Source organism: Pseudomonas sp. CLCA07, assembly GCF_053615335.1.
In genome coordinates this window covers 4,362,936-4,382,540 of the sequence record NZ_CM132131.1, presented here as the reverse complement: position 1 = coordinate 4,382,540, position 19,605 = coordinate 4,362,936, and the positions used below count along the sequence as shown (strand labels likewise).

At 58.2% G+C, this 19,605-nt stretch carries 15 protein-coding genes; all 15 read right to left on the bottom strand.

Features of this window, described 5'->3' with window-relative positions; all coding sequences use genetic code 11:
* Positions 1–3 precede the first annotated feature (3 nt).
* Positions 4–1,635 carry a CTP synthase gene (locus ACWGZX_RS20050; protein WP_452625135.1) on the bottom strand — a complete coding sequence of 544 codons (1,632 nt, stop codon included), beginning with the start codon at positions 1,633–1,635 and terminating at the stop codon, positions 4–6.
* A 274-nt stretch (positions 1,636–1,909) separates the two neighbouring features.
* Complete coding sequence (tilS, locus tag ACWGZX_RS20045; protein ID WP_452625134.1) at positions 1,910–3,223, bottom strand: tRNA lysidine(34) synthetase TilS; 1,314 nt, start codon at positions 3,221–3,223, stop codon at positions 1,910–1,912.
* Between the two features lie 213 nt (positions 3,224–3,436).
* The gene (locus tag ACWGZX_RS20040) at positions 3,437–4,384 is read right to left on the bottom strand and encodes an acetyl-CoA carboxylase carboxyltransferase subunit alpha (protein ID WP_223512337.1); all 948 of its coding nucleotides are present in this window, start codon (positions 4,382–4,384) and stop codon (positions 3,437–3,439) included.
* A 153-nt stretch (positions 4,385–4,537) separates the two neighbouring features.
* Positions 4,538–8,059, bottom strand: a complete 3,522-nt coding sequence (dnaE, locus tag ACWGZX_RS20035; RefSeq protein WP_452625133.1) for a DNA polymerase III subunit alpha — start codon at positions 8,057–8,059, stop codon at positions 4,538–4,540.
* A gap of 216 nt (positions 8,060–8,275) precedes the next feature.
* Positions 8,276–8,902, bottom strand: a complete 627-nt coding sequence (gene rnhB, locus ACWGZX_RS20030) for a ribonuclease HII (protein ID WP_170219102.1) — start codon at positions 8,900–8,902, stop codon at positions 8,276–8,278.
* Positions 8,903–8,913: 11 nt separating this feature from the next.
* The gene (gene lpxB / locus ACWGZX_RS20025; RefSeq protein ID WP_452625132.1) at positions 8,914–10,044 is read right to left on the bottom strand and encodes a lipid-A-disaccharide synthase; all 1,131 of its coding nucleotides are present in this window, start codon (positions 10,042–10,044) and stop codon (positions 8,914–8,916) included.
* Positions 10,045–10,046: 2 nt separating this feature from the next.
* Positions 10,047–10,823, bottom strand: coding sequence for an acyl-ACP--UDP-N-acetylglucosamine O-acyltransferase (gene lpxA, locus ACWGZX_RS20020; RefSeq protein WP_452625131.1), 777 nt, complete (start codon positions 10,821–10,823; stop codon positions 10,047–10,049).
* Positions 10,820–11,260, bottom strand: coding sequence for a 3-hydroxyacyl-ACP dehydratase FabZ (fabZ, locus tag ACWGZX_RS20015; protein WP_007907157.1), 441 nt, complete (start codon positions 11,258–11,260; stop codon positions 10,820–10,822). The genes lpxA and fabZ overlap by 4 nt, the downstream gene beginning before the upstream one ends.
* A 108-nt stretch (positions 11,261–11,368) precedes the next feature.
* On the bottom strand, positions 11,369–12,424 hold the full coding sequence (gene lpxD / locus ACWGZX_RS20010; protein ID WP_223512350.1) for a UDP-3-O-(3-hydroxymyristoyl)glucosamine N-acyltransferase: 1,056 nt from the start codon (positions 12,422–12,424) through the stop codon (positions 11,369–11,371).
* A gap of 2 nt (positions 12,425–12,426) precedes the next feature.
* Entirely contained in the window at positions 12,427–12,930 is a 504-nt protein-coding gene (locus ACWGZX_RS20005; RefSeq protein ID WP_008028980.1) for an OmpH family outer membrane protein, read from the bottom strand.
* Between the two features lie 45 nt (positions 12,931–12,975).
* A complete protein-coding gene (bamA, locus tag ACWGZX_RS20000; RefSeq protein ID WP_452625130.1) occupies positions 12,976–15,366 on the bottom strand; it encodes an outer membrane protein assembly factor BamA in 2,391 nt (796 codons plus the stop codon).
* 75 nt (positions 15,367–15,441) lie between these two features.
* Positions 15,442–16,794 carry a sigma E protease regulator RseP gene (gene rseP / locus ACWGZX_RS19995; protein WP_452625129.1) on the bottom strand — a complete coding sequence of 451 codons (1,353 nt, stop codon included), beginning with the start codon at positions 16,792–16,794 and terminating at the stop codon, positions 15,442–15,444.
* Between the two features lie 53 nt (positions 16,795–16,847).
* Entirely contained in the window at positions 16,848–18,038 is a 1,191-nt protein-coding gene (gene ispC, locus ACWGZX_RS19990) for a 1-deoxy-D-xylulose-5-phosphate reductoisomerase (RefSeq protein WP_452625128.1), read from the bottom strand.
* Positions 18,035–18,841 carry a phosphatidate cytidylyltransferase gene (locus ACWGZX_RS19985; RefSeq protein WP_452625127.1) on the bottom strand — a complete coding sequence of 269 codons (807 nt, stop codon included), beginning with the start codon at positions 18,839–18,841 and terminating at the stop codon, positions 18,035–18,037. The genes ispC and ACWGZX_RS19985 overlap by 4 nt, the downstream gene beginning before the upstream one ends.
* Positions 18,841–19,596, bottom strand: a complete 756-nt coding sequence (gene uppS / locus ACWGZX_RS19980; RefSeq protein WP_223511919.1) for a polyprenyl diphosphate synthase — start codon at positions 19,594–19,596, stop codon at positions 18,841–18,843. Before uppS ends, ACWGZX_RS19985 begins: the two co-directional genes overlap by 1 nt.
* Positions 19,597–19,605: the final 9 nt, after the last annotated feature.

The following is a 19,605-nucleotide window of genomic DNA, read 5'->3' as shown; positions in this document are numbered from 1 at the left end:
AATTTACGCCTTCTTCTGGTGTTGAACCAAAGCTGCTTTAACGAAACCGCTGAACAACGGGTGACCGTCGCGTGGCGTCGAGGTGAACTCAGGGTGGAACTGGCAAGCGACGAACCATGGATGATCCGGGGCTTCAACCACTTCAACCAGCGCGCCATCACCGGAACGACCGGAGATTTTCAGGCCGGCTTCCATGATCTGCGGCAGCAGGTTGTTGTTCACTTCGTAGCGGTGACGATGACGCTCGACGATGACGTCTTTGGCGTAGCAGTCGTGCACCAGCGAACCCGGTTCCAGCAGGCAATCCTGAGCGCCGAGGCGCATGGTGCCGCCCAGGTCGGACGACTCGGTACGGGTTTCGACCGCGCCGGTAGCGTCTTCCCACTCGGTGATCAGACCCACGACCGGATGGCCGCTGGCACGATCGAACTCGGTGGAGTTGGCATCTTTCCAGCCCAGCACGTTACGAGCGAACTCGATCACGGCCACTTGCATGCCCAGGCAGATGCCCAGGTACGGAATCTTGTTTTCGCGAGCGTATTGAACGGCGGTGATCTTGCCTTCCACGCCACGCAGACCGAAGCCGCCCGGCACGAGGATCGCGTCAACACCTTCCAGCAGCGCAGTGCCCTGGTTTTCGATGTCTTCGGAATCGATGTAGCGCAGGTTGACCTTGGTGCGGTTGCTGATGCCGGCGTGACTCATCGCTTCGATCAGCGACTTGTAGGCGTCCAGCAGCTCCATGTACTTGCCGACCATCGCGATGGTGACTTCGTGCTCCGGGTTCAGCTTGGCGTCAACCACGGCTTCCCACTCGGACAGGTCGGCGCTACCGCATTGCAGGCCGAAACGCTCGACGACGAAATCATCCAGGCCCTGGGAGTGCAGAATGCCCGGGATCTTGTAGATGGTGTCGGCGTCTTCCAGCGCGATCACCGCACGTTCTTCAACGTTAGTGAACTGTGCGATCTTGCGGCGCGAAGAGATGTCGATCGGGTGATCGGAGCGGCAAACCAATACGTCTGGCTGCAGGCCTATGGAACGCAGTTCCTTGACCGAGTGCTGAGTCGGCTTGGTTTTGGTTTCACCGGCCGTGGCGATGTACGGCACCAGTGTCAGGTGCATCAGCATCGCGCGCTTGGCGCCGACTTCGAAACGCAATTGACGGATCGCTTCCAGGAACGGTTGCGATTCGATGTCACCCACGGTGCCACCGATCTCGACCATCGCCACGTCGGCATCGCCGGCGCCCTTGATGATCCGGCGTTTGATTTCGTCGGTGATGTGCGGGATCACCTGAATGGTGGCACCCAGGTAATCACCACGGCGCTCTTTGCGCAGCACGTGCTCGTAGACGCGGCCAGTGGTGAAGTTATTGTTCTGGGTCATGGTCGTGCGGATGAACCGCTCGTAGTGGCCCAGGTCCAGGTCAGTCTCGGCGCCGTCGTGGGTGACGAACACTTCACCGTGCTGGAACGGGCTCATCGTGCCCGGGTCAACGTTGATGTACGGGTCCAGCTTCAGCATGGTGACCTTAAGTCCCCGCGCCTCCAGGATGGCCGCCAATGAAGCCGAGGCAATGCCTTTCCCCAATGAAGAAACAACACCGCCCGTGACGAATATGTAGCGCGTCATGAAAAACCCTAGAAGTCTGCGTTAAAGCGGTCCGAGCCGCCGGGGAAAGCGAAGGAAGGCCGAAGCCCCCGATCACCTGCATTAATCACAGTGCACCTTTCAAAAAAACCGCCGCGTTGGGACAGACCGGCAGATGAAACACCGGTACGTTGCTCGCTACACATTTTTTGGAATCGCCCAGCAAAGACTGCTTGGTAATCGGCAACTCCTGCAATTCAGGCGAATCCACAGAAGTTGTATCAAGAAGGGAGCGTAGTCTACCGGAAAGCCCCTTTCAGCTCAAACCTTGATCTTCGCTCGGTGGCAGCCAATGCAAATGCCAGCCTTCCTGCCCACTGCCATTCAAGCTCCGTACGTTGGCCACTGCTAGCAATTTCTCGCCGTGATAGAGCAGCGGCAATCTGCCACGGGCGAAGCCTGGGACCCCGCGTTCATTGAGCAAACGCTTCAGGTCGCGGTGGCCGCGACCAGTTAGATCCATGACCTCACCTCCCTCACGATAGCGGACTTGCAGCGGACCATCGGGGATTTGCCCGGTGAGCGTGAGCACGCCATTCTCCGGCAACACCAGCGACTTCGAAGGATCAGCCCATTGGACGGCAGGCGGCGGACTGCATAGCCAATAGCCCGACAGCCACCAAATCCGCCCCGCCGAACGATGCAGTTCGCCATCCGCCAATCGCCAGACCGGGCGAGCATCACCAGAGGCATCGCGCAAATCCTCCCAACCCGACCAATGGTCGCTGTCAGGCAATCTCGTCAGCGATGCGAGCCAGTGGCTTAGCGCATTGCGTTGGCGCGCAGCGGAGCGTTTTGCGAGGGAAGCCAACTCCAGAGAGGGCAAGCCCAGCCAGTCAAAATCATTGACCGTGGTCGCTTCGGCCAGATCGATCTGTGCCAACTCATCAAGCAATGCCTGCGCTTCGCTCAAGTGCGCAGCGCTACGGGCCATGGTCGCCACTGCTTGAGGCCAGCGCTCGGTCAACACCGGGAACACCTGATGCCGCAGGTAGTTGCGAGAGAACTGCCGATCCTGGTTCGAAGGATCTTCGATCCAGCTCAGCTGATGGGCTGTTGCATAGGCTTCAAGTTCGCCGCGACTGACGTCCAGCAATGGGCGCAGCAGATGGCCCCGGCCTAACGGACGCTGGCTCGGCATCCCCGACAAACCTCTCACCCCTGCCCCACGCAAAAGTCGAAACAACAGGGTTTCTGCCTGATCGTCACGGTGCTGGGCGGTCAGCAGCAGTTCATTGGCCTGAGTGGCTTCAACGAATGCGCCGTAACGCGCATCCCGAGCGGCACGCTCAAGGCTGGCGCCGGGCTGAACTTGAACGTGAATCACCTTTAACGGCACACCCAAGGCATCACAAACGGCCTGACAATGTTCCGGCCACGCATCAGCCGCAGCTTGAAGGCCGTGATGGACATGGATGGCGCTGAGCGCTGGCAGGGATTGGTTTTTTGCGAGATGGGCGAGCAGGTGCAGCAGGACAGTGGAATCGAGGCCACCCGAGAAAGCGACTTGCCAGGTTGCGGCGTTGCGCCACGGTGCAAGTTGCTTGAGAAGTGTTGCGCAAAGAGTCATGTACGCACCAAAACCTGTAGGAGCAGAGCTTGCTCGCGATGACCTGTGGCGAGGGGGCTTGCCCCCGTTCGACGGCGGAGCCGTCGCAAAAAAGTCGATGCGTTCTGACCGACCGAACGTATCGACTTTAATTGGGGACTACTTCGTAGTCCAACGGGGGCAAGCCCCCTCGCCACAACAAGCCTTGCTCCTACAGGATGCAGGAGCGTTCGATCAGAGACCGTAGCTCATCAATCGCGCGTAACGACGGGCCAGCAGCGCGTCATTGTCGAACTTTTTCAACATCGCCAATTGCGAGGTCAGCTCGGCACGGATCGATGCCGCCGCCGCCGCTGGATTGCGGTGTGCGCCGCCCAATGGCTCGCTGATCACCTTATCCACAATGCCCAGGCCTTTCAGGCGCTCGGCAGTGATGCCCATGGCTTCAGCGGCATCCGGCGCTTTATCGGCGGTTTTCCACAGGATCGATGCGCAACCTTCCGGCGAGATTACCGCGTAGGTCGAGTACTGCAACATGTTCAGTTGATCGCAAACACCGATTGCCAGAGCACCACCGGAACCACCTTCACCGATCACGGTGGCGATGATTGGGGTTTTCAAGCGAGCCATGACACGCAGGTTCCAGGCAATCGCCTCGCTCTGGTTACGCTCTTCAGCGTCGATACCAGGGTAGGCGCCGGGGGTGTCGATAAAGGTCAGGATCGGCATCTTGAAGCGCTCGGCCATTTCCATCAGGCGGCACGCCTTGCGGTAGCCTTCCGGACGCGGCATGCCGAAGTTGCGGCGAACTTTCTCGCGCACTTCACGGCCTTTCTGGTGACCGATGATCATCACCGGCTGGTCGTCCAGACGAGCGATACCGCCAACGATGGCCGCGTCATCAGAGAAGTGACGGTCGCCGTGCAATTCGTCGAACTCGGTGAAGATGTGCTCGATGTAGTCCAGGGTATACGGACGTTTCGGGTGACGCGCCAGACGTGCGATCTGCCAGCTGGTCAGCTTGCCGAAGATGTCTTCGGTCAGCGTGCTGCTTTTGTCCTGCAGGCGGGAGATCTCATCGCCGATATTCAGCGAATTGTCGTTACCGACCAAGCGCAACTCTTCGATCTTGGCTTGCAGGTCGGCGATCGGCTGTTCGAAATCTAGAAAATTCGGGTTCATAGGCGTCCGTCTTGGGTCGACGTCCAAGAGAGCTTGGGCCGGCCGGTTGTCTATTCGCGCCCTACCTTAAGGGAGAGGCGCGTTCAGGTCGAGATTAAAAATTCAGGTCGAGATCAGGGCGCACTCTTCATGACAAAAAATGGCACCTGACCGTCAACGGTATTGGAGGAAGACGTTGTCTCGCCCGAACTGGTCACGCAAGGCTTGAATCAACGCATCCGCCGGGTCGATTCGCCAGGTCTCGCCGAACTGCAGCAAGGCCTTCGCATCGGGGCTCGTGTACTCCATGGTGATCGGGCACGCGCCGCGGTGACGCTTGAACAATTCACCCAGCCAGCGTAGCTGATCGTTCTTCAAATCCTTGGTATGCAGCTTCAGGCGCAGGCTTTCGGCAAGGTTGGTGCGTGCATCTTCCATGCTCATCACCCGCTTGACCCGCAGCTTCAGACCTCCGGAGAAGTCGTCATTACTGACCTCACCTTCGACCACCACCATCGCATCAGTCTGCAACAGCGACTGCGCAGAATGGAACGCCTCGGCAAACAGCGAAGCCTCGATCCGTCCGGAACGATCATCGAGGGTGATGAACCCCATCTTGTCGCCCTTTTTGTTCTTCATCACCCGCAGGGCGATGATCATGCCGGCGACCGTCTGGGTGTCGCGTGCCGGCTTCAGATCGATGATGCGCTGACGGGCAAAGCGACGGATTTCACCTTCGTATTCATCTATCGGGTGACCGGTCAGGTACAGGCCCAGGGTGTCTTTCTCCCCTTTCAGCCGCTCCTTGAGTGTCAGTTCCTTGGCCTTGCGATGGCTGGCATAGACGTCCGCGTCTTCCTCGACAAACAACCCGCCAAACAAGTCGGCATGGCCGCTGTCCTGGGTGCGTGCGGTTTGTTCAGCGGCCTTGATCGCCCCTTCCATCGCGGCCAGCAACACAGCGCGATTCTGGTCAATGCTCGCTTGATAAGCCTTCGGCTCGTCATGGAAATATGGCCCCAGACGATCCAGCGCACCGCTGCGGATCAACCCGTCCAGGGTGCGTTTGTTGATACGTTTGAGATCGACACGGGCGCAGAAATCGAACAGATCCTTGAACGGCCCATCCTGGCGCGCCTCGGTGATCGCTTCCACCGGACCTTCGCCAACGCCCTTGATCGCGCCAAGGCCGTAAATAATCCGGCCTTCGTCATTCACCGTGAACTTGAACTCGGAGGCATTCACATCCGGCGCGTCGAGACGCAGCTTCATGGTGCGAATTTCTTCGATCAAGGTCACGACCTTGTCGGTGTTGTGCATGTCCGCCGACAGCACCGCCGCCATGAATGGCGCCGGGTAATGCGTTTTCAGCCAGGCTGTCTGGTACGACACCAGGCCGTACGCAGCGGAGTGGGATTTGTTGAAACCGTAACCGGCGAATTTCTCTACCAGGTCGAAAATGTTACCTGCCAGGTCGGCGTCGATATTGTTGCTCGCGCAACCTTCAATGAAGCCGCCACGCTGCTTGGCCATTTCTTCGGGTTTTTTCTTACCCATGGCGCGACGCAGCATGTCCGCACCACCGAGGGTGTAACCGGCCATGACCTGGGCAATCTGCATCACCTGTTCCTGATACAGGATGATGCCGTAAGTCGGTGCCAGTACCGGTTTGAGGCCTTCGTACTGGTAATCCGAGTGCGGGTACGCAAGTTCGGCGCGACCGTGCTTACGGTTGATGAAGTCGTCCACCATGCCCGATTGCAATGGGCCCGGACGGAACAGGGCCACCAGTGCGATCAAGTCTTCCAGGCAGTCAGGCTTGAGCTTTTTGATCAGCTCCTTCATGCCGCGGGATTCGAGCTGGAACACCGCCGTGGTTTCGGCTTTTTGCAGCAGCGTGTAGGTTGGCTTGTCGTCCAGCGGAATGAACGCGATGTCCAGCGGCGGTTGATCGACCTTGGCGCGGTCGCGGTTGATGGTTTTCAACGCCCAATCGATAACTGTCAGGGTCCGCAGACCCAGGAAGTCGAACTTCACCAGACCGGCCGCTTCAACGTCATCCTTGTCGAACTGGGTGACCAGACCGTCACCGGCCTCATCGCAATAGATCGGCGAGAAGTCGGTCAGTTTGGTCGGCGCAATAACCACACCACCGGCGTGCTTGCCGACGTTTCGCACAACACCTTCGAGCTTGCGGGCCATTTCCCAGATTTCGGCGGCTTCTTCATCGACCTTGATGAAGTCACGCAGGATCTCTTCCTGCTCATACGCCTTTTCCAGGGTCATGCCGACTTCAAACGGAATCATCTTCGACAGACGATCCGCCAGACCGTAGGACTTGCCCTGCACCCGCGCCACGTCGCGGACCACAGCCTTGGCTGCCATGGAACCGAAGGTGATGATCTGGCTTACCGCGTTGCGACCGTATTTCTCGGCCACGTACTCAATCACCCGATCACGACCGTCCATGCAGAAGTCGACGTCGAAGTCGGGCATCGATACCCGTTCCGGGTTAAGGAAACGTTCAAACAGCAGGTCATATTCCAGCGGATCGAGGTCGGTGATCTTCTGTACATAGGCCACCAGCGACCCGGCACCCGACCCCCGGCCAGGACCTACCGGTACGCCGTTGCTCTTGGCCCACTGGATAAAGTCCATCACGATCAGAAAGTAACCGGGGAAGCCCATCTGGATGATGATATCCAGCTCGAAATTCAGCCGGTCGACGTAGACCTGACGCTTGGCTTCATAGTCTTCTGTGGTGTCCTTGGGTAACAGAACGGTCAGACGCTCTTCCAGGCCATCGAAGGACACCTTGCGGAAATACTCGTCGATGGTCATGCCATCGGGAATCGGGAAGTTGGGCAGGAAGTGCTTTCCGAGCTTCACTTCGATGTTGCAGCGCTTGGCGATCTCGACTGTGTTTTCCAGCGCCTCGGGCAGGTCACTGAACAGCTCAGCCATTTCCTCGGCGCTTTTGAGGTACTGCTGATCGCTGTAATTCTTCGAACGCCGAGGATCGTCGAGGGCACGGCCCTCACCAATGCACACGCGGGTTTCGTGCGCAGCGAAGTCTTCCTGCTTGATGAAACGCACGTCGTTGGTTGCGACCAGTGGCGCGCCGATTTTCTCGGCCAAGGCCACGGCACCGTGCAGCTGCTCTTCGTCGTTGGGGCGATTGGTGCGCTGGATTTCCAGATAGAAACGATCCGGGAACACCGTCATCCATTCGCGTGCGAGGTTTTCAGCCTCGGCCGGGTTGCCGCTGAGCATGGCCAGGCCGATTTCGCCCTCTTTCGCCGCCGACAGCATGATCAAGCCTTCGCTGGCTTCGGCCACCCATTCGCGCTCGATGATGACCGAGCCATTGCGCTGGCCGTCAATGAAGCCACGGGAGATCAGTTCGGTCAGGTTGCGATAGCCGACAGCGTTCATGGCCAGCAGACTGATCCGGCTCAGGGCATTGTCCGGATCCTTGTTCGACAGCCACAAGTCGGCACCGCAGATCGGCTTGATCCCGGCACCCATGGAGGCTTTATAGAATTTGACCAGGGAACACATGTTGTTCTGGTCGGTGACCGCTACGGCGGGCATGTTCATGCCGACCAGGGTCTTGACCAGCGGTTTGATCCGCACCAGACCGTCGACCAGGGAATACTCAGTGTGCAGGCGTAGGTGAACGAATGAAGCCGGCATAGTGATCCTGTCTGTGAACGTGAAGACAACAAGGCCCGGAAATCCGGCGTTTAAAGCTACTGCGCTTGGTAAGCCTGCGTTGAACGGCAACTCGAAATGCTCATTGACTAAAGTCAACTCCGCTTTCTCGCTGCCGTTCGCCTTGTCTTACCTGCACTCGCTACGCTTTAAAACGCCGGATTGTACCGGGCCTTGGCAAAAACATCAGCCTTGCGACTAACTCTCGATCAGACTTTCCCGCGCCTCGTACGCCAGGCGGACCGGGGCGAACGAGCGGCGGTGAATCGGCGTCGGCCCCAAGCGGGCCAGCGCTTCCAGATGAACGGGCGTCGGGTAGCCTTTGTGCCCGCCGATGCCGTAACCCGGGTAAATCAGTTCAAACGCCGCCATTTCGCGGTCGCGGCTGACCTTGGCCAGAATCGATGCCGCAGCAATGGCCGGGACCTTGCCGTCGCCCTGCACTACCGCTTCAGCGCGCATGGACAGTTTCGGGCAACGATTGCCGTCGATCATCGCCAGTTTCGGCTGAATGTGCAGGCCTTCGACCGCGCGCTGCATCGCCAGCATGGTGGCGTGCAGGATGTTCAGCTCGTCGATTTCTTCGACTTCGGCCCGAGCGATGCACCAGCTCAGGGCTTTTTCGCAGATTTCGTCATAGAGTTTTTCGCGGCGGGCTTCGGTGAGCTTCTTTGAGTCATTCAGGCCGAGGATCGGTCGATTTGGATCGAGGATCACTGCAGCCGTGACCACTGCACCGCAGAGCGGGCCGCGACCGACTTCGTCGACACCGGCCACGAGGTCTTCGACTTCGGCGACCAGGGTGAAGTCCAGGCCCATCTGAATGCTGGTTTTGCTCATTGTGGTTTGCCGATCAGGTTCAGTACTGCATCCGCCGCCTGATTGGAGGCGTCCAGGCGCAAGGTACGGTGGATTTCGTCGAAGCCGCGAGTCTGTTCCTCGCCACCTTCGATCAAGGGTGAAAGTGTTTGAGCGAGGGCTTCGACCGTCGCATCGTCCTGCAGCAACTCGGGCACCAACAAGCGCTGGGCCAGCAGGTTCGGCAACGAAACGTAAGGACTTTTCACCATCCGTTTGAGAATCCAGAACGTCAGGGGTGCCAGTCGATACGCCACCACCATCGGCCGCTTGTACAGCAACGCTTCAAGGGTAGCCGTACCGGAAGCGATAAGCACCGCGTCGCAGGCTGCCAATGCCAGATGGGATTTGCCATCGAGCAAAGTCAGCGGCAGATCGCGACCGGCCAGAAGGTCTTCAAGCTGTGCGCGGCGTTCAGGGCTGGCGCACGGCATGACGAATCGCACGCCCGGGCGCAGGGCGCGCAGGCGTTGGGCGGTGTCGAGGAACAACGCGCCGAGCCGGCCCACTTCACCGCCACGACTGCCAGGCATCAGTGCAACCAGCGGACCGTCCGGCAAATCAAGCTCAGCCCGTGCGGCGGCTCGATCAGCCTCAAGCGGAATCGCATCGGCCAGGGAGTGCCCGACAAACCGCACCGGCACGCCTTTCTCTTCATAGAATTTCGCTTCAAACGGGAACAGCGTCAGCATCAGGTCGCAGCCTTCGCGAATCTTCAGCACACGCTTCTGCCGCCACGCCCACACCGACGGGCTGACGTAATGCACGGTCTTGATTCCGGCCTGACGCAGCTTGAGTTCGATGTTGAGATTGAAGTCCGGGGCATCGATCCCGATGAACACGTCCGGCTTTGCGGCGATCAGGTCGGCGATCAGCTTTTTGCGACGCGCCAGCAATTCACGCAGTCGCCCCAACACTTCCACCAGGCCCATGACCGATAGCCGTTCCATGGGGAAGTATGAGACCAGCCCTTCAGCCTGCATCAACGGGCCACCGACACCAATGAATTCCACCGCCGGATGCTGAGCCTTGAGTGCGCGCATGAGGCCCGCGCCCAGAATGTCACCGGAAGCCTCACCCGCTACCAGCGCAATACGCAGATTAGCCATGATTAACGGGTGATGCCGCGAGTCGAAGACTGGATGGAGTCACGGAATACCGCGACCTCCGGGAACTGGTCAGAGGGTTCGGCGAGTTCGGTGAGCGCTTGCTCGATCGTCAGGCCCTGGCGATAAACCACCTTATAGGCACGACGCAGTGCGTGGATCGCGTCTTCGCTGAAACCACGACGACGCATGCCCTCGAAGTTCATGCTGCGGGCCTCGGCGGGGTTGCCGAATACCGTGACGTATGCTGGAACGTCCTTGCCGATGGCAGTCCCCATGCCGGAAAAGCTGTGGGAGCCAATGTGGCAATACTGATGTACCAGGGTGAAACCGGAGAGGATCGCCCAGTCTTCAACGTGCACATGCCCGGCCAACGCAGTGTTGTTGACCAGGATGCAGTGGTTACCGATAACGCTGTCGTGGCCGATGTGGGCATAGGCCATGATCAGGTTGTGATCGCCCAGGGTCGTTTCCGAACGGTCCTGAACCGTCCCGCGATGAATCGTCACGCCTTCACGGATGACGTTGTGGTCACCAATGACCAGACGGGTTTCTTCGCCTTTGTATTTCAGATCGGGCGTGTCCTCACCTACCGACGAAAACTGGTAGATGCGGTTGTGCTTACCGATTCGGGTCGGGCCTTTGAGAACCACGTGCGGCCCGATCACTGTTCCCTCGCCGATTTCCACACCTGCGCCGACGATCGACCACGGGCCGACCTCGACGTCGTCGGCCAGAACGGCCGTCGGATCGATGATTGCGCGAGGGTCAATCAAACTCATAGCTTGCGTTCCGCACAGATGATTTCAGCGGAGCAGACTGGTTTGCCGTCGACCGAAGCCTGGCATTCGAACTTCCAGATCTGACGCTTGCAGCTCAGGAACTTGGCTTCAAGGATCAACTGATCGCCCGGCAGCACTGGCTGACGGAAGCGCAGCTTGTCAGAGCCCACGAAGTAGTAAAGGGTGCCGTCCGCCGGTTTCACGTCGAGCATTTTGAAACCAAGGATCCCGGCAGCCTGAGCCATCGCCTCGATGATCAGTACGCCCGGCATGATTGGATGCGCAGGGAAGTGACCATTGAAGAACGGTTCGTTGATGCTGACATTCTTGTAGGCGCGAATGCGCTTGCCTTCCACATCCAGATCCACGACCCGGTCCACCAGCAGGAACGGGTAACGGTGAGGCAGGTATTCGCGAATCTCGTTGATGTCCATCATTTCGGGGGGAAGCCTATGTAAAGATTGGGAGCGCGCGACTGACACGCGCCCCTCTAGCAAATCAAGCAGGCAGTCTAACGGCTGTGCATACTTGATATGGAAATGGTATCAGCCATCTGATGAAGCATTACCGTCAGGGGTCACTTCCCCTACACGCTTTTCCAGCTGTCGCAGACGCCGCGCGATGTCATCGAGCTGACGGATGCGAGCCGCGCTTTTGCGCCATTCGGCTGCTGGCTGCATTGCCGTACCGGAAGAATAGGAACCCTTTTCGGTAATCGAGTGGGTCACCATGGTCATCCCGGTGATGAAAACGTTGTCGCAAATTTCGATATGTCCCACCAGCCCTACGCCACCAGCGAGCATGCAATGCTTGCCGATTTTGGTGCTGCCGGAGATCCCCACACAGGCGGCCATGGCGGTGTGATCACCGACCTGAACGTTATGGGCGATCTGGATCTGGTTGTCGAGCTTCACACCATTGCCAAGAATGGTATCGGCCAACGCACCGCGATCAATAGCGGTGTTCACACCAATTTCCACATCGTCACCGACCAGCACACCACCAATCTGGGCAATTTTCTGCCAGACACCTTTCTCGTTGGCAAAACCGAAACCTTCGCCACCAAGCACGGCACCTGACTGAATGACCACTCGTTTGCCGATGCGTACGTCGTGATACAGCGTGACCCGCGGGGCCAGCCAGCCACCCTCACCAATCTCGCAGCGGGCACCGATGAAGCAATGAGCACCAATGGTCACACCCGCGGCAATACGCGCGCAGCTTTCGATCACGGCAAAGGCGCCGATGCTCGCCGCTGGATCAACCACTGCGTCCGCTGCCACTACCGCTGTCGGGTGAATACCGGCAGCCGCTTTCGGCTTTGGATCGAACAGGTGGGAAATACGCGCGTAGGCCAGATACGGATCAGGCACCACCAGCGCATTACCGGCAAAACCTTCGGCATCAGCGGCCTTCAGCAACAGTGCTGCGGCCCGGCTGTCTGCCAGGTATTTGCGGTATTGAGGGTTTGCGAGAAAGCTCAACTGAGCTGGGCCAGCCTCTTGCAAAGTGGCCAGCCCAGTAATTTCTTTCTCCGGGTCGCCACGTAGCGTGGCGCCGAGGAACTCGGCCAACTGACCGAGCTTTATAGTCGCTGTCATGATTACTTCAGCTGATTCATGCGCTCGATAACCTGGCGAGTGATGTCGTACTGAGGCTTGACATCAATCACTGCGCCACGCTCGAAGACCAGGTCAAAAGCACCTTTCTTGATAACTTCTTCCACAGCGCTGTCCAGTTTCGGCTTGAGCTGCTTCAGCATTTCACGGTCGGCAACGGCTTTGGCTTCGTTCAGTTCCTTGGACTGGAACTGGAAGTCACGAGCCTTTTGCTTGAACTCGAGTTCAAGGCGCTCACGCTCGCCTTGCTGCATCTTGTCGCCACCGGCCATCAGACGATCCTGAATGCCTTTGGCACTGCTTTCCAGCGTCTTGAGCTTGGTCAGTTGCGGGCCAAATTTTTTCTCGGCATCCACGGCATATTTCTTGGCCGCGTCGGATTCCAGCAGAGCCATCTGATAGTTCAGAACGGCGATTTTCATGTCGGCAAAAGCCGGACCTGCTACCAGTACGGTGGCGAGGAGAACCAATTGAGTCAACTTACGCACGATGCACTCCTACAAAATCCATTGTCGTTATTCTGGAGCAGACGCTTAGAACGTCTGGCCAAGAGAGAATTGGAACACTTGAGTTTCAGCGTTATCCGGTTCTTTTACCGGCATTGCCAGTGCGAAACTCAGCGGCCCCAGCGCTGTTACCCATGTAACACCAACACCCACGGAGCTGGCCATGTCGCTGAAGCTGATATCGTTACATTGCGTATTGGACTTCGACTGAGGGTTGGTATTGGTGGTTTGCTCGCACTTGGAGTCAAACACATTACCCACATCCCAGAATACCGAAGTGCGCAGGGAACGTTGATCCTTGACGAACGGCAGCGGGAACAGAAGCTCTGCACCACCTTGAATCAGGACGTTGCCGCCGAACGGCAGTGGATCCTGATCCGGGTCTGCAAGAGTACCCTGGTTACCAGTAACGCCCTGGCCACGGCTCGGCGTACTGCGCGGGCCCAACGTACTGTCCTTGAAGCCACGAACCGAATTGAAACCACCAGCGAAGTAGTTTTCGTAGAACGGCAAGCCGTCCGTCGAGCCGTACCCATCGCCATAACCCAATTCAGTATGCAGGCGCATGGTGTAGTTTTCAGACAATGGCTGGAACAACTGGCCACGGTAATCGAGTTTGAAGAACGACAGATCGCTACCCGGTGTGGTGACTTCCGCCGTCAAACTTTGAGAATGACCACGGGTCGCCAATACGCCTTTGTTCAGGGTGGACTCGGACCAGCCAGCTGAAGCCTTGAAGTTCAGGTATTCGTCGCCTTCACGGTTAACAAAGTCGAAAATCTCGTCGACGGTGTATTGACCGGTCTTGATCTTGTCTTGCTGTCCAGTCAGACCAAAGGTCAGACGCGATGTTTCGCTGATCGGGTAACCGACGCTCACACCAGCACCCAAGCTGTCTACGGCATAGCTTGCTACGTCGACATCAAGATCATCGTAGTTGGTGGTGCGATAGAAAGCGTTGTAACCCAGGCTCACACCGTCAGCAGTCCAGTACGGGTCGACATAACCGAAGTTATAGCGGCTCTGGTATTCGCTTTTGGTCAAGCCGATGCTGACCTTGTTACCGGTACCCAGGAAGTTGTTCTGGGTGATCGAACCACCGAGGATCAGGCCGGCACTTTGTGCGAAGCCAATGCTGGCAGTGATCGAACCGGAAGCCTGTTCTTCAACGCCGTAGTTCACGTCAACCTGGTCATCGACACCTGGCACAGCCGGGGTTTCGACGTTCACTTCTTTAAAGAAGCCCAGGCGTTCAAGACGCGTCTTGGATTGATCGATCAGGTAGGTCGAAGCCCAACCACCTTCCATCTGACGCATTTCGCGGCGCAGCACTTCGTCTTCGGACTTGGTGTTGCCACGGAAGTTGATACGGTTAACGTAAGCACGTTTGCCCGGATCCACAGCGAAGGTGATGTCGACCGTGTGGTCTTCATTATGGGGCTGAGGCACACCGTTGACGTTGGCGAAGGTGTAACCCTCGTTACCCAGACGGCGGGTGATCAATTCCGAGGTGGTGGTCATCAGCTTGCGCGAGAACACCTGGCCTTTCTGAACCAGCAGCAGGGACTTGATCTGATCTTCAGGGACTTTCAGGTCACCGCTCAGCTTGACGTCACGAACGGTGTACTTGTCGCCTTCGTTGATGTTGACAGTGATGTAGACGTGTTTCTTGTCCGGGGTGATGGACACCTGCGTCGAAGCGATATCCATATTGATATAGCCACGGTCCAGGTAGTAGGAGCGCAGACGCTCCAGGTCACCGGAAAGCTTTTCACGCGCGTACTTGTCGTCGTTCTTGAAGAACGACAGCCAGTTGGTGGTCTTCAGTTCGAACAGGTCGATCAGGTCTTCTTCAGGGAAAACGGTGTTACCCACCACGTTGATGTGCTGGATAGCCGCGACGGTGCCTTCGTTGATGTTGACCTTCAACCCGACACGGTTACGGGGTTGCGGCACTACCTCGGTGTCGACGGTGGCGGAGTAGCGACCCTGGGCGACGTATTGGCGCTGCAGTTCGTTGCGCACACCTTCGAGCGTGGCACGCTGAAAGATCTCGCCTTCAGCCAGACCGGATTGTTTGAGGCCTTTCATCAGGTCTTCAGTAGAGATCGCCTTGTTACCCTCGATCTCGATACTGGCGACCGACGGGCGCTCGACTACCGTGATGACCAGGACGTTGCCATCGCGGCCCAGCTGGATATCTTGAAAGAACCCGGTTTTGAACAACGCACGAGTGGATTCCACCAGGCGACGATCATCCGCCTGTTCACCGACGTTCAACGGCAAAGCACCAAAGACGCTACCCGCGGAGACCCGCTGGAGGCCATTGACGCGAATATCAGAGATAGTGAAGGACTCGGCGTGAACTTCGGCGATCATCAATACGGTGAGAACCGCAGTTAGCAGCAGACGTTTCATGAAGTCCTTTCTTATTCCAACTGGCAATAAACTAACTGCCGCAAAATGCGGCAGATTCGCAATTCAGCGAAGTTGTTACAGACGGCCCAAATCATTGACCAGAGCGAGCAACATCACCCCGACCACCAAACTGATACCGATCTGTATCCCCCAACCCTGCACCCGATCTGACAAGGGACGACCACGCGCCCACTCAATCAGATAAAACAACAGATGCCCCCCATCCAGTACAGGAATGGGCAACAAATTCAGAACCCCCAGGCTAATACTCAGATATGCAAGGAAATTCAGGAAGTCAGCAACGCCCGACTGGGCAGAAGCGCCCGCCACTTTAGCAATGGTTATCGGTCCACTCAAGTTTTTTACCGAGAGCTCGCCGAACAACATTTTCTTGAGTGAATCGAGGGTCAGTACGCTCATGGTCCAGGTGCGGCGTGCACCCTCTCCAATTGCCGCCACCGGGCCGTAACTGACTTCGCGAATCATCTCTGGCGGCCAATCGACCGCTTTCACTCCGCCCCCCATATAACCGGTAGGCGCCTTGCTCTCGCCGCGAGCGGCCAACGTAACAGGGACGTCGATTTGAGCACCATCACGCTCAACGCGCAGCATGATTTTGGTATCCGGATGCATACGAACGATGTCGACCACTTGCTGCCAGTCATCCAGCGCCTTGCCATCAAGAGCAAGCAACCGGTCACCGGTTTTCAGACCCGCGGCGTGCGCCGGCCCTTTCGGATCAATCTCGGCCAACACAGGAGGCAGCGCCGGACGCCAGGGACGAATACCCAACGAACGAATCGGATCCGGCTCGTCAGCACCCTTGAGCCATTTATCCAGCGCCAGTTCGCGAGGAGAGTCCGTCGTGGAGCCCTGCTCACGCACCAATAATTGAAGTGAACCACTCTCACCAAGACGACGAACCAGCTGCAGATTCACCGCCGCCCAGCCGGAAGTTGGCTCGCCATCAATGGCAATGATTTCCTGACCAGCGCTCAAACCGGCCCTGGCGGCAATACTGCCGGACTCGACTGCGCCGATGACTGGCCGCACCTGCTCGCTGCCGAGCATCGCCAACACCCAGAAAAACACCATTGCCAAGAGGAAATTGGCGATCGGACCTGCGGCCACGATGGCGATACGCTGACGGACAGATTTGCGATTGAAGGAATGCTCGAGCTGATCGGCCGGCACTTCGCCTTCCCGCTCATCGAGCATCTTCACGTAGCCGCCCAATGGAATGGCAGCCACGACGAACTCAGTACCTTTCTTGTCGTGCCAGCGTAGCAGCGGCATGCCGAAGCCTACGGAGAAACGCAGCACTTTGACCCCACAGCGACGTGCGACCCAGAAATGGCCGAATTCGTGGAAGGTAACCAGCACACCCAAAGCCACCAGGGTGCCGACAATCATATAGAGCGCGCTCATCTACTTTCTCCGCAATCCTATTCAGTGCCGCATGGGCCAACGTATTGCAGCACTTATCGCCCGTGACGACTCAACCATTGCCCGGCCAGAACTCGCGCTTTCGCGTCGGCCGTGAACACCGCCTCGAGATCTTCCACCACAACGACAGGCTCGAGGTTCAACACTTCCTCGATAATACTCGCGATTTCCGGGTAGCGAACCCGCCCGTCGAGAAACGCCGCGACAGCCACTTCATTCGCAGCATTGAGCATCGCCGGTGCACTATTGCCAGCCTCCGCAGCCTGACGCGCAAGGCGCAGACAAGGGAAACGCTCTTCATCGGGGGCCTGGAAATCCAGACGCGCAATGGCAAACAGGTCCAGCGGCGCCACGCCCGAGTCGATACGCTCCGGCCAGGCCAGGGCGTTTGCGATCGGCGTGCGCATATCCGGATTGCCCAACTGGGCCAGCACCGAACCATCGATGTAGTCGACCAGAGAATGAATCACGCTCTGAGGGTGAATCACGACTTCGACTTGGGACGGCCTGGCGTCGAACAGCCAGCAGGCCTCGATCAACTCGAGCCCCTTGTTCATCATGCTGGCGGAATCGACCGAAATTTTGCGCCCCATTGACCAGTTCGGGTGAGCACACGCCTGGTCAGGCGTAACATGCGCCAGTTCGGCCATTGGTGTCTGTCGGAACGGACCACCAGAGGCGGTAAGAAGAATCCGACGCACGCCGACCGCGCCAAGCCCACGGGCGAAATCCTGTGGCATGCACTGGAAAATCGCGTTGTGCTCACTGTCGATCGGTAGCAGTACCGAACCGCTTTTGCGCACAGCCTGCATGAACAGCGCCCCGGACATCACCAGAGCTTCTTTGTTAGCCAGCAGAATTTTCTTGCCGGCCTCGACTGCCGCCAGGGTCGGACGCAAACCCGCCGCGCCAACGATCGCCGCCATGACTGCATCGACCTCAGGATCAGAAGCAACCTGACACAGCCCCTCCTCCCCTACGAGCACACGAGTCGACAGGCCAGCCGCGCGCAAATCGTCCTGCAGGGTTCGGGCGGCGCTCGCTTGCGGCACAACAGCAAACCGTGGCGTATGACGCACGCACAAGGCCAACAACTCGCTCAGGCGAGTGAACCCGCTCAAGGCGAAAACCTGGTAACGCGTCGGATGACGAGCAATCACGTCGAGGGTGCTCAGACCAATCGAACCGGTCGCCCCCAAGACAGTAATCTGTTGTGGGCGGCTCACGGTGCGGCCATCCACAACAGCACAGCGAATACTGGAATCGCAGCCGTCAGGCTGTCGATTCGATCCAGGACACCACCATGCCCCGGCAGCAGGTTGCTGCTGTCCTTAATGCCCGATTGACGCTTGAACATGCTCTCGGTGAGGTCGCCCACCACCGAGATGAAGACGATCACTGCCGCACCGATCAACCCCATCAGCATCTGGGCAAAACTCCAGTCGCGCACTAAACCGACAATCGCCGTGATCAGCAGACTCAGCAGCAAACCGCCGTACACGCCTTCCCAGCTCTTGCCAGGGCTGACCTGCGGCGCCAGCTTGCGCTTGCCGAAGGCCCGGCCGGAAAAGTACGCACCGATATCGGCACCCCAGACCAACACCATCACCGCCATGATCAACCAGTTCCCCAAGGGCGCCTGCTTGATCTGGACCAAGCCTTGCCAGGCCGGCAACAGGATCAGTAAACCGATCACCAGTTTGCTGGCGGCGCTGGCCCAGTGCTCGCTGGAGCGCGGGTACGTCAGCACCAGATAAGTCGCCACACCCCACCAGAGCACTGAAGCGCCCAGCACCCAAGGCGCCAACCCCGGCAGGATGTACATGACAAACAGCATCAACGCGACGACAACGGCATAGGCAACGCGAATCGGCTGAGCAGTGAAGCCGGCCAGCCGAGCCCATTCCCAAGCGCCGAGCGTCACTACAAACCCGATGAACAGCGCAAAGCTGGAACCTTCAAGCAGGAAAAACCCGCACAAAGCGATCGGCAGCAGGATCAGTGCGGTGATGATTCGTTGTTTAAGCATTAAACCCGGGCTCCATTCTCGACCTGCTCGCTCGTTTTACCGAAGCGGCGCTGGCGAGAAGCGAAATCGGCCAGCGCGTTTCGCATGGCGTCGTGTTTGAAGTCCGGCCAGAACAGGTCGGAGAAGTACAACTCAGCGTAAGCCAGCTGCCACAGCAGGAAGTTGCTGATGCGGTGCTCACCACCTGTACGGATGCACAAGTCCGGCAACGGCAGATCGCCGGTGGCCAGACAGGTTTGCAGCAATTCAGGGGTGATGTCTTCCGGACGCAGATGTCCGGCCTGAACTTCCCGTGCCAGACGCTGAGCGGCCTGCGCGATGTCCCACTGACCACCGTAATTGGCGGCGATCTGTAAGACAAAGCGGTTGGCACCGGCGGTCATCGCCTCAGCTTCACGCATGGCAGCCTGAAGCTCGGGATGAAAGCGCGAGCGATCACCGATGATCCGCAGACTGATGTTGTTGTCATTGAGGCGCTTGGCCTCGCGACGCAATGCCTTGAAGAACAAATCCATCAAGGCACTGACTTCATCTGCGGGACGCTGCCAGTTCTCACTGGAGAAGGCAAACAGGGTCAACACTTCGACCTTGGCCTCGGCGCACACCTCGATCACCGCACGAACTGCATCCACGCCCGCTTTATGCCCGGCGACACCCGGCATAAAGCGCTTCTTCGCCCAGCGATTATTACCATCCATGATGATCGCGACATGGCGCGGCACCGCGGACGGCACAGTCTGCTTGGTCTTTTCCATGAAAACGCG